We start from the raw sequence: 10,332 nt of genomic DNA on the forward strand, positions 1-10,332 counted from the left end.
AGTTTCTCTACGTACCGACAAGGATTTCTCTGCGTACCGAAAAGGATTTCCCTGCGTGCCCACAGGAGAAGGGGAGGGATCAGCGAATTCCCGCGCGGCGCAGGCGTTGCCCGAGCTCCGCCGTGGCCTCGGCGAGCAGTTCGCCGACGCGCTTGACGTCGTCGTCGGTGACCTGGTCGACGGGCATGGAGCAGCTCATCGCGTCGGTGGCGGGGATCCGGTACGGGATCACCGCGGCGACGCACCGCACCCCGAGGCCGCCTTCCTCGATCTCGGCGCCGTAGCCGCGTTCCCGGGTCAGGGCGCATTCGGCATGGAGGGCTTCCACCGAGGTGATCGTGTTCGGGGTCAGCGCGGTCAGCGGGTCGCGCAGTACGGCTTCGATCTCGTCGTGCGTCAGCTCGGCGAGCAGCGCCTTCCCGAGGGCTGTGGCGTGTGCGGGCAGGGTCCGGCCGACGCGTGACACCAGATGGGTGGACCTGACCGACTCCCGGGTCTCCAGGTACACCACCTCCGCGCCGTTGCGGCGGGCGTAGTGCGCGGTGAATCCGGTCTTCTCGCGGACGAGTTCGAGCGCTTCCGTCGCGTAGGGGACCACAGGGTCACGGTCGAGATAGGCCGTGCCGCAGATCAGCGCCCGGACCCCGAGGCGATATCGCCCGGAGTGGGAATCCGCCTCCAGCCACCCGGCGTCGAGCAGCGTGCGGAGCAGTCCGTGCAGGCTCGACCTGGGGAAACCCGTACTCGCCTGCAGATCGGACAGCGACAGCCAGACGCCGTTGGCCGCGAAGGTCTCCAACAGATCGATGGCGCGCCGCGCCGATTTGACCCCCGCCGGTTCAACGACCCCCGCCGGCTCGACGGCGTTCTCGCCTGCCGGGGTTCCCACCTTCTGCGGCACGAGGCGCTCCTTCATCCAGCCGTTGACACGTACGTCACACCATATTAACGTCCCGGGACAGCATTCCCAGTCATGAACGGCTATCAGAATAAAAGACGCCGTTCATGTACGTGAACCGCGAGAGGGGTCAGTGGTGCATCTCCTCGACTGGACAATGGTGTGCGGATACTTCGTGCTGATGGTGGTGATCGGCTGGTGGTCCCACAAGAAGGTCTCCAACGTCAGCGACTTCTTCACCGCCGGCGGCAAGATGCCCTGGTGGCTGGCCGGAATCTCCCATCACATGTCCGGTTACAGCGCGGTTCTCTTCGTGGCGTACGCCGGCGTGGCGTACACGAGCGGGATCACGGTCTACTTCTGGGGCTTCGCCAGTATCGGCATCGGTGTCGGCATCGGCAGCTGGCTCTTCGCCGCCAGGTGGAACCGGCTGCGCTCGAAGGTCGGCGTCGCCTCACCGCTCGAATACCTGGCCAAGCGGTACGACGTGCCGACGCAGCAGGCCCTCGCGTGGAGCGGCAGCCTGCTGAAGATCTTCGACATCGCGGCCAAGTGGTACGCGGTGGCGACCCTGCTCAACGCCTTCGCCGGGGTCCCGTACGTCTGGGGCATCGTCCTCACCGGCTCGGTCACCCTCATCTACTGCACCGCCGGAGGTCTCTGGGCCGACGCGCTCACCGACTTCGGCCAGTTCGTCATCCAGGCCGTCGCCGCACTCGTGATGATCTGGGTCATCCTCGGCAAGCTCGGCGGTGTGTCCGGTCTCTGGACGATGTGGGCGAAGCTTCCCGAAGGCCACCTCGACCCGGCGACCGCCAAGTACACGACCGTCTTCCTCCTGGTCTACGTACTGGTGAAGACGCTTGAGTACAACGGCGGCATGTGGAACCTGGCGCAGCGCTACATGGCCGCGCCGAACACCCGCGAAGCACGTCGCGGTGCCCGGCTCTCGTCGGCCCTCTACCTTCTGTGGCCGCCGGTCCTGATGTTCCCGATGTTCGCGGCCCCGCTGCTCGTCCCGGGTCTGGAGGACCCCAACACCTCGTACGCCGTGATGACGATGACGTTCCTGCCGCCCGGCCTGATCGGCCTGGTGCTGGCCGGTATCTTCTCGCACACGATGGCGATGGTCTCCTCCGACGCCAACGCGATCTCGTCGGTGATCACCCGGGACATGCTGCCGGTGCTCTGGCGCCGGGCGCGGAGCTTCACCGAGGCGGAAGGCCTGCGGGTGGCCCGGACGTCCACCATCCTGTTCGTCGTCCTGACGATGATCGTCGCCACCCAGGCCCAGAACCTCGGTGGTGTGCTCCAGATCGTCGTGTCGTGGGTCGCGGCCCTGATGGGTCCGATATCGGTGCCCTTGCTGCTGGGCATGCTCCCCGCGTTCCGCAACTGCGGGCCGCGGGCCGCGCTGGTCTCCTGGGCGGGCGGGCTGATCGCCTACGCGCTCTGTTACTACGTGTTCGCCGCCAACGCCACGGTCACCGTCGCCACGCCGGTACTGGTTTCGCTGGCCCTCTTCGGCGGACTCGGTCTGCTCGCCCCCGAACGCAGGGAGTCGACCGACGAGATGATCGAACTCGTCGGCGGGGAGGACGACGACATCGAGGTCCGCGGCAATCCACCGGCCTCGTCCACGGTACGTGCGTGAGCGGAGCCACCGGTCGCCCCGGCGACCCCGCATGAGCGGAGGAACTCCCCGCTCATGACCCTTCAAGAACGAAAGAGCGACAAGTTGATGGCACAGCCCCACGTCGAGCTCGACGGCCTGCTCGCGTTTCCCCTCACCCCCTTCACCCACGACCTCGACCTGGACCTGGACGCGTTCTCCGAAACGGTCGAGCGGCACGTGGCAGCCGGCGCCGGAGCACTGTTCGTCGCCTGCGGGACAGGCGAGTTCAGCGCACTGACGCCCGACGAGCAGGCCGTGCTCCTGCGCAGGGCCCGCGAAGTGGTGGCCGGCCGGGTGCCGGTCTGGACGGGAGCCGGAGGCGGCGCGGCGACGGCACGGGCCGGGGTCGCGGCGGCACAGGAAGGGAACGCCGACGGCGTTCTCCTGCTGCCTCCGTACCTCGTGTCCGGGCCGCCGTCCGGCCTCGTCGACCACGTGCGGTACGCGGTGAACGACACCACCGTCCCGGTCGTCGTCTACCACCGCTCCAACGGCGCGTTCACCCCGGGTTCCGCGGTGACGCTGCTCGACATCCCGTCCGTGGTCGGTCTCAAGGACGGCGTCGGCGACGTCGAGCTGATGACCAGGATCGTCACCGCGATCCGGAGCGCGCAGTCGCCGCGGGCCGAGGACTTCCTGTTCTTCAACGGTCTGCCGACGGCCGAGGTCTCGGCCCGCGCGTACAAGGCGATCGGGGTGGCCCGCTATTCGTCGGCGGTCCACTGCTTCGCGCCGGAGATCGCGATCCGCTTCCACGGAGCGCTCGCGGCAGGGGACGACAAGACCGTCGACGCGTTGCTGGCGGCGTTCTACCTGCCGCTGGTGGCGCTGCGGGACGAAACCCCGGGTTTCGCGGTCTCGTTGGTGAAGACCGGCGCACGGCTGCGGGGCGACAGGGTCGGTGGCGTCCGGCCCCCGCTCGTCGAACCCGCGGCGGAACAGGTCGACCGCCTGGAAGAGATCGTCAAGGACGGCTACGCGCTGCTGTCCGCACTGGACGGTGTTCGCTGATGAAGATTGTCGATGTGGTCCTGACCCCGGTCGCCTTCCGTGATCCGCCGCTGCTCAACGCGATGGGAGTGCACGAGCCGTTCGCGCTGCGCGGTGTGGTCGAACTGCGCTGCGAGGACGGAGTGGTCGGTCTCGGCGAGTCGTACGGCGACCTGGCCTTCCTCGACCAGGTGCGGAAGGTGCTGCCGGAGCTGACCGGGCACGACGTGTTCGACCTGCCAGGACTGCGCCGCACCTTGACGCGGGTACTGGGCGGGGCGGTGTTCGCCGACGAGCACGGCCTCACGGGCGGCTTCTCGGTGAGCAAGACCGTCGCCAGCGTCTACTCGCTGTTCGAGGTCGCCTCCCTGGACGCCCAGGGGCACTGCCTGGGCCGTCCGGTGGTCGACCTGCTCGGCGGGCGCGCACGCGACGAGGTCGACTTCTCCGCGTACCTCTTCTACAAGTACGGAGCGCATCTGGGCGCCGAACAGGACGTCTGGGGCGAGGTGCTCACCCCGGACGCCCTGGTCGGCGAGGCACAACGGATGATCGACCAGTACGGCTTCAAGTCGATCAAGCTCAAGGGCGGCGCGCTGGACCCCGACCGGGAGATGGACGGGATCCGCGCGCTGGCCGAGGCCTTCCCCGGCCTCCCGCTGCGCATCGACCCGAACGCGGCCTGGACGGTGGAGACCTCGGTCCGGGTGGCGCGGGAACTGGACGGCGTCCTTGAGTACCTGGAGGACCCGACCCCGGGCATCGAAGGCATGGCGAAGGTCGCCGAGCAGGCGAGCATGCCGCTGGCCACCAACATGTGCGTGGTGCGCTTCGAGGACATCGAGCCGGCCTTCCGGGCCAAGGCTGTCGGTGTCGTCCTCTCCGACCACCACTTCTGGGGCGGCCTGCGCGACACCCAAGCACTGTCGAAGACCTGCGAGGCCTTCGACGTCGGTCTCTCGATGCACTCCAACTCCCACCTCGGCATCAGCCTCGCCGCGATGGTGCACGTCGCCGCGGCGACCCCGCACCTGACGTACGCCTGCGACACGCATTGGCCGTGGCGCGACGTCGACGTCATCGCGCCGGGGGCACTGGAGTTCCGCGGCGGCGCGGTGGCCGTGCCCGACAGGCCGGGCCTGGGCATCGAGCTGGATCCGGACGCGCTGGCCAGGGCCCACGAGGACTACGTCCGCTGCGGACAGACCAAACGGGACGACGTGACCTACATGCGGAAGTTCGTCCCGTCGTTCGCACCCCACACGGCACGGTGGTGAAACGGTGCGAGTAGTCGGTTACGCCTATCCGTGGGACGTCCTCGACGCCCCCGGTTTCGTGGACCGGGTGCGGGAACTCGGGGTCGACGAAGTGGCCGTCGCCGTGTCCTACCACAGCGCCCGCGCCGCCACTCCCTGGTCGCTCTCGGGCACTTCGGTTCTCGCCCGGCACGCGGCGCTCTACCGACCGGTGCGGGAGGAGGCCTGGCAGGACGCCACGTTGCGTCCGGCCGCACCTGACTGGGCCTCGGTTCCCGACAGTGCGGGAGACGCCGTTCGCGTGCTCAACGCGGCCGGTGTGCCCGCCGCGGCGTGGATCGTGCTCACCCACAATTCCCGGCTGGGCAAGGAGTTCCCACAGTACGCCGTACGCAACTGCTTCGGCGAAAGCTATCCGTGGGCGCTGTGCCCGTCGCAGCCGGCGGTCCAGGCGTACGCGGCGACGCTGACCGCGGAGTGCGTGGAGGGGCTCGACCTCGCGTCGGTGGTCCTCGAAGCCTGTGGCCCGCTGGGCGCGGTTCACCAGCACCAGCACGAGAAGACCGACGGCGTCTGGTCTCCCGCCGTCGCGCGGCTGCTCTCGGTGTGCTGCTGCACGGCCTGCGCCGACGGCTGGGCCGAGTCGGGTGCGATTCCCGAAGACGTCCGCGACGCCCTGCGGACCGAGGTGCGCCGCCTGGTGGACAACGCCGATCTTTCCGCCACCGCGGACAAGCTGCCCGAAGAGCTGAGGGCCACGATCCTCGAAACCCGGCGGCGCGGTACTGACCGGCTCAGGCGCGGTGTGCTCGCCGCGGTCGGGCCCGGCACCAGGGCCGTCCTGCACGGCGCGCTCGACCCCTGGGCGGCCGGGGCACTTCCCGGCCTGACCCCGGCCGCAGCCGCTGACGTCGACGCCGTGGTGCTGCAGAACTGGACACCGGGCCGGGCCGGTGCCGACGCCGTCGCGAAGGCCCGACGGCAGCTTCCGTCCACCGTGGACATCGGTAGCTACGTCACCGCCGTGGCCGCGGGCCCGGTCCCCGACATGTCGGCCCACATCACGGAACTGGCCGAGGCCGGCGCCTGCGAACTGCACCTCTACCACCTCGGGTTGGCCGGCCCCGGCCGCCTGGACGACATGTACGCCGCCACGGGCGCGGCGCACGCTTCGCGAAGGAAGGACTCATGACCCAGGACACCGATTCCGCCACCTTGGAGCGCGTGCTCACCGACGCCGCGGCAGCGGCCGGACCGGCAGCCGCCTCGACCCCCGCCGAGCGCGCGGCCTGGCTGGTCGCCGTCGCCGACGCACTCGACGACGCGGCCGAGGAACTCATCGCGTCGGCGGCTGCCGAGACGCACCTTCCGCCCGCACCGCGGCTGAAGGGCGAGCTCGCCAGGACGACGTTCCAGCTGCGCCTGTTTGCCGACGAGCTCGACGAAGGGCACTTCCTCGGAGCCACGATCGACCACGCGGACGACGCGTGGCCGATGGGCGCGCGTCCCGACATCCGGCGGTTGCTGATTCCGATCGGCCCGGTGCTGGTGTTCGCCGCCGGCAACTTCCCGTTCGCCTTCAGCGTCGCGGGCGGGGACACGGCGTCCGCGCTGGCCGCCGGCTGCCCGGTCGTGCTCAAGGCGCACCCGGGGCACCCGGAACTGTCGAACCGGACGGGCTCGCTCGTGCACGACGCGCTGGTCGCGGCGGGGGCGCCGGAGGGGATCTTCGCGGTCGTCCACGGCGTCGACGTCGGTGTCACGGCACTGCGTGACGAGCGGATCACGGCGGCTTCCTTCACCGGTTCGGTGCCGGGCGGGCGCGCGCTGTTCGACATCGCGACCGGCCGCCCGAACCCGATCCCGTTCTACGGCGAACTCGGCAGCGTCAACCCGGTCGTCGTCACACCGGGTGCTCTCGCCGCGCGCGGCGAGGCCGTCGCGAAGGCGTACGTGGGTTCGTTCACCCTGGGCGCAGGCCAGTTCTGCACCAAGCCCGGCCTGCTCCTCCTGCCGGAAGGCCATGGCCTCGACGGCGCGTTGAAGGAGGCCGTCTCCGCCGTCTCCGCCCAGCCGATGCTGAACGAGCGCATCGCGGAGGGCTACACCCGCGTGCTGTCCGGGGTCCGCGAGGTGCCGGGCGTCGAGGTGCTGGCGGAGCCCGTACAGGACGGTCCGGTGTTCACCCCGGCCCTGCTGAGCATCAGCGGCAAGGAGTTCCTGGCCGCGGGCAGGGGCGTGCACCAGGAGTGCTTCGGCCCTGCGTCGCTGGTGGTCACCTACGCCGACCCGGGCGAGCTGGTGCGCCTGCTCGACGCGCTCGAACCAGGACTCACCGCGACCGTGCAGGGCGAGGAGAGCGAAGCCGAGCTCGTGCGCGCCGTGCTGCCCTCGCTCGTCAAGATCGCGGGCAGGTTGCTGTGGAACGAATGGCCGACCGGAGTCACGGTCAGTTGGGCACAGCAGCACGGCGGGCCGTACCCGGCGACCACCTCGCCGACGACGACCTCCGTGGGCACCGCCGCCGTCGAGCGCTTCCTCAGGCCTGTTGCCTGGCAGGGCTTCCCGGACGCGTTGCTGCCGGAAGCCCTGCGTGACGACAACCCGTGGAAGCTCCCGCGCCGCACGGACGGTCGACGGTAGGCCGTCTCTGCCGGCTCTTGTCGGGGTGGGTGGACCGGCATGGGTACGGCCCGTACGGCGTCAGGCCAGTGAAGCGGCCTGGGCGGGGTCGATGGCGTGCCGCAACGGCAGGCCCTGGGTGAAGCGGCGGAGTTCGTCGAGCACCAGCAGGCCGAGGCGGTGGCGTTCGGCGCCCATCGCGCCGGCGAGATGGGGCGTCAGGACGACGTTGGGAAGGTCGAAGAGTGGCGAGTCGTGGGCCGGAGGCTCCGGATGTGTGACATCGAGTACGGCGGTGAGGTCGGGCCTGGCGCGCAGCACCTGCGCCGCGGCCGTCTCGTCGACGAGTGCGCCCCGCGCGGTGTTGATCAGCGTCGCGCCCGGCACCAGGGAGTTCAGCAGCCGTGCCCCGACCGCGCCGCGGGTCTCGGGCAGGAGCGGTGCATGGAGGCTGACGACGTGGCAGGTGGCGAAGAGTTCCTCGATGCCGATGAGCCGGACGCCCGCCTGCCGGGCGGTCTCCGGGGAGGCGACGGGGTCCGTGGCGAAGACGTCGACGTCGAAGCGGCCGAGGTGCGCCGCGACGAGCCGCCCGATGTGCCCGAGCCCCAACAGGCCCACGCGCGACCGGTAGGCGCCCGGCACCGCGACATTGTGCGGGAAGCTGCGGCTGCTCGCCACGTCCCGCGCGATGCGGTGCACCTGCTTCAGCCCGAGGAGGATCTGGGCGAGGGTGAACTCCGCCACCGGGGCGGCATTGGCCGCGGCTGCGGAGACGATCGGTATGCCCCGCTCCCAGAAGGCGGGCGTGGTCAGGTGCCGGACGGATCCCGCCGCGACGAGGACGGTCCGCAGCCGAGGGGCGTGCCCCAGGAGGGCGGCGTCGAGGACGGGCGCGCCCCAGCCCGTGAGCAGGACGTCGACCCGTTGCAGTACGGAGGGGTCCTCGGCGAGCTGCTCCCGGGTGAGGGGCGGTCCCTGCCGGTCCACCAGCCGGTCGATCCCGGCCAGTACCTCGGGCGGAAAGACGTCCGCCCGGCGTTCCTTCTCCATGACCAACAGGGCTGTCGGTGCGGTGGTCGGCTGGTTCATGTCGGTTCTCCCCTGTGCCTGTGCGCTCGGCCTGTTCACTGGCGGCCCGTCGACCGGCGGGCCAACGGGCCCTGGTCGGATGCGTGGGTAATTGTCCGGCTGGATGTCGCGGACCGGTGTGGCTTGTTGACCACTCGGGTCAGGCAGCTCGCAGGGACCATACATCGGATCACTGGAATGTCATCGCCTGGAACCCAGGCGTCCGGTCCTCGTCGAACAGGCGGTGACCGCAGTGGTCCACACCCGCCTCGGAGCGGGGTGATCGCTTTCAGGGGTGGTTGAACTGCTCCTTTATCAGCGATTTCTGGAGGAGGTCAATCCCTCATCGGCGTCGGCTTTCCGGGGCGGTGGAGGAATGTGTGTCCGCCAGGACTCTCGCCGACCACTGGAATATTCATATTCATCGGAGTATTGACCGCTGATTCGGGCGCCGTTACCGTCCCAGCAAGCGCTTTCTAGGCCAACTGGGCAGCGGTGAAACAGGAGTTGTCATGCAGAGATCGCGATGGATCGGTGCGGGTTTTCTCGCCTCGGCATTGGTCCTCACCAGCTGTACATCCGGGCCTGCGGGAGTGGATGCCAAGCAGAACTCCAAAGCGCCGCTGGAGCTCTGGACCCGGACGAAACCGGGCGGACCGGGGGAGCAGGGGACACTCAAGCTCGCCAAGGCCTTCGAGAAGGCCACGGGCTTCAAGGTCAAGATCACGGCCATCTTCGACGACTTCGAGACCAAGCTGCAGCAGCGGGCCGCGCAGAAGCACCTTCCCGACATCGTCATGAACGACGTGACGCAGCTCGGGGCCATGCACAGCCAGGGCCTGCTCCGGGAGATCGACCTGGGCAAGATCAAGAACAGCAAGGAGCTCATCGACCGCAGCCTGGACTCCGGCAAGAGCGTGGACGGCAAGCAGTACGCACTGCCGTACTCGGCGCAGGCGTCCGCGCTGCTCATCCGCAAGGACTGGCGACAGAAGCTGAAGCTCGGCACCCCGCAGACCTGGGACGACTTCGCCGCGATGGCCAAGGCCTTCACCACCCAGGACCCCGACGGCAACGGCAAGCCGGACACCTCCGGCCTCGCCGCCCCGCTCTCCACCAAGCGCGGCTACGCCTCCTGGTACTTCTCCAACTTCCTGTGGGCCGCGGGCGGGGACTTCGTCACCGAGGCCGGCAAGGGCACGTACAAGCCGGCGATGACCAGCAAGGCGTCCGTCGACGCCATGCAGTGGTTCCGCGACCTCGGCTGCAAGGACAAGTCCGTCCAGCCGGGTTCCGTGACCATGGACACCCCGCCGACGAACGAGACGTTCGAGGCGGGCAGGACCGGCATGTACGTCGTCGGCCCGTACATGCTGCCCCGTTTCGACGAGTCCCTCGGCAAGGACAAGTACGAGGTCGTACCGATGCCCAAGGGACCGAAGGACGCCACGGTCCTCGCCGAGGGGGGCTCCGTCTATCTGATGGCCGGCTCCGAGAACCGGGCCGGGCAGGACGCCTTCATCGACTTCGCCATCTCCGCCCAGGGCCAGAAGATCGGGATGGAGGGCGACACCGGCTTCGTCGTACAGCTCCCCGTCAACAAGACGGTGAACATCGCCCAGGTCCGTCCCGACCCCCGCTGGAAGACCTACTCCGAGGTGTACCGGGATTCCGGGCGCTACGCCCCTTCCCTCCCGAACTGGACCCCGGTGCGGCAGGCCACGGCGGACACCGTGAACGCTCTGATGGCCGACTGCGGCCTGGACATCGAGGCCAAGCTGGGAGAGCTCGACAAGCAGCTCGCCGGCATTCTCAAGGAC

Annotated in this window: 8 protein-coding genes; 6 read left to right on the plus strand and 2 right to left on the minus strand. The window is 69.4% G+C overall.

Annotated features, from left to right (window positions below; all coding sequences use genetic code 11):
• Window positions 1–79 precede the first annotated feature (79 nt).
• Entirely contained in the window at window positions 80–901 is an 822-nt protein-coding gene (locus ACWGIG_RS32080; protein WP_453325201.1) for an IclR family transcriptional regulator, read from the minus strand.
• Between the two features lie 133 nt (window positions 902–1,034).
• Between ACWGIG_RS32080 and ACWGIG_RS32085 the strand changes: the two genes are divergently transcribed.
• From ACWGIG_RS32085 to ACWGIG_RS32105, 5 genes are all read left to right on the plus strand, one after another.
• The gene (locus tag ACWGIG_RS32085) at window positions 1,035–2,552 is read left to right on the plus strand and encodes a sodium:solute symporter family protein (protein WP_453325202.1); all 1,518 of its coding nucleotides are present in this window, start codon (window positions 1,035–1,037) and stop codon (window positions 2,550–2,552) included.
• A gap of 87 nt (window positions 2,553–2,639) precedes the next feature.
• Complete coding sequence (locus tag ACWGIG_RS32090; protein ID WP_453325203.1) at window positions 2,640–3,584, plus strand: 5-dehydro-4-deoxyglucarate dehydratase; 945 nt, start codon at window positions 2,640–2,642, stop codon at window positions 3,582–3,584.
• Window positions 3,584–4,840, plus strand: coding sequence for a glucarate dehydratase family protein (locus ACWGIG_RS32095; protein ID WP_453325204.1), 1,257 nt, complete (start codon window positions 3,584–3,586; stop codon window positions 4,838–4,840). Before ACWGIG_RS32090 ends, ACWGIG_RS32095 begins: the two co-directional genes overlap by 1 nt.
• A gap of 4 nt (window positions 4,841–4,844) precedes the next feature.
• Window positions 4,845–6,011: a hypothetical protein gene (locus ACWGIG_RS32100; protein WP_453325205.1), complete on the plus strand. Its 1,167-nt coding sequence runs from the start codon at window positions 4,845–4,847 to the stop codon at window positions 6,009–6,011.
• Complete coding sequence (locus ACWGIG_RS32105; RefSeq protein ID WP_453325206.1) at window positions 6,008–7,462, plus strand: aldehyde dehydrogenase (NADP(+)); 1,455 nt, start codon at window positions 6,008–6,010, stop codon at window positions 7,460–7,462. The genes ACWGIG_RS32100 and ACWGIG_RS32105 overlap by 4 nt, the downstream gene beginning before the upstream one ends.
• A gap of 60 nt (window positions 7,463–7,522) precedes the next feature.
• Here the strand turns inward: ACWGIG_RS32105 and ACWGIG_RS32110 are convergent, their stop codons facing one another.
• Entirely contained in the window at window positions 7,523–8,533 is a 1,011-nt protein-coding gene (locus ACWGIG_RS32110; RefSeq protein WP_453325207.1) for a hydroxyacid dehydrogenase, read from the minus strand.
• Window positions 8,534–9,024: 491 nt separating this feature from the next.
• Between ACWGIG_RS32110 and ACWGIG_RS32115 the strand changes: the two genes are divergently transcribed.
• On the plus strand, window positions 9,025–10,332 hold a 1,308-nt coding region (locus tag ACWGIG_RS32115; RefSeq protein ID WP_453325208.1), incomplete at its 3' end, for a sugar ABC transporter substrate-binding protein.

It is taken from the genome of Streptomyces sp. NPDC054863, assembly GCF_053610825.1.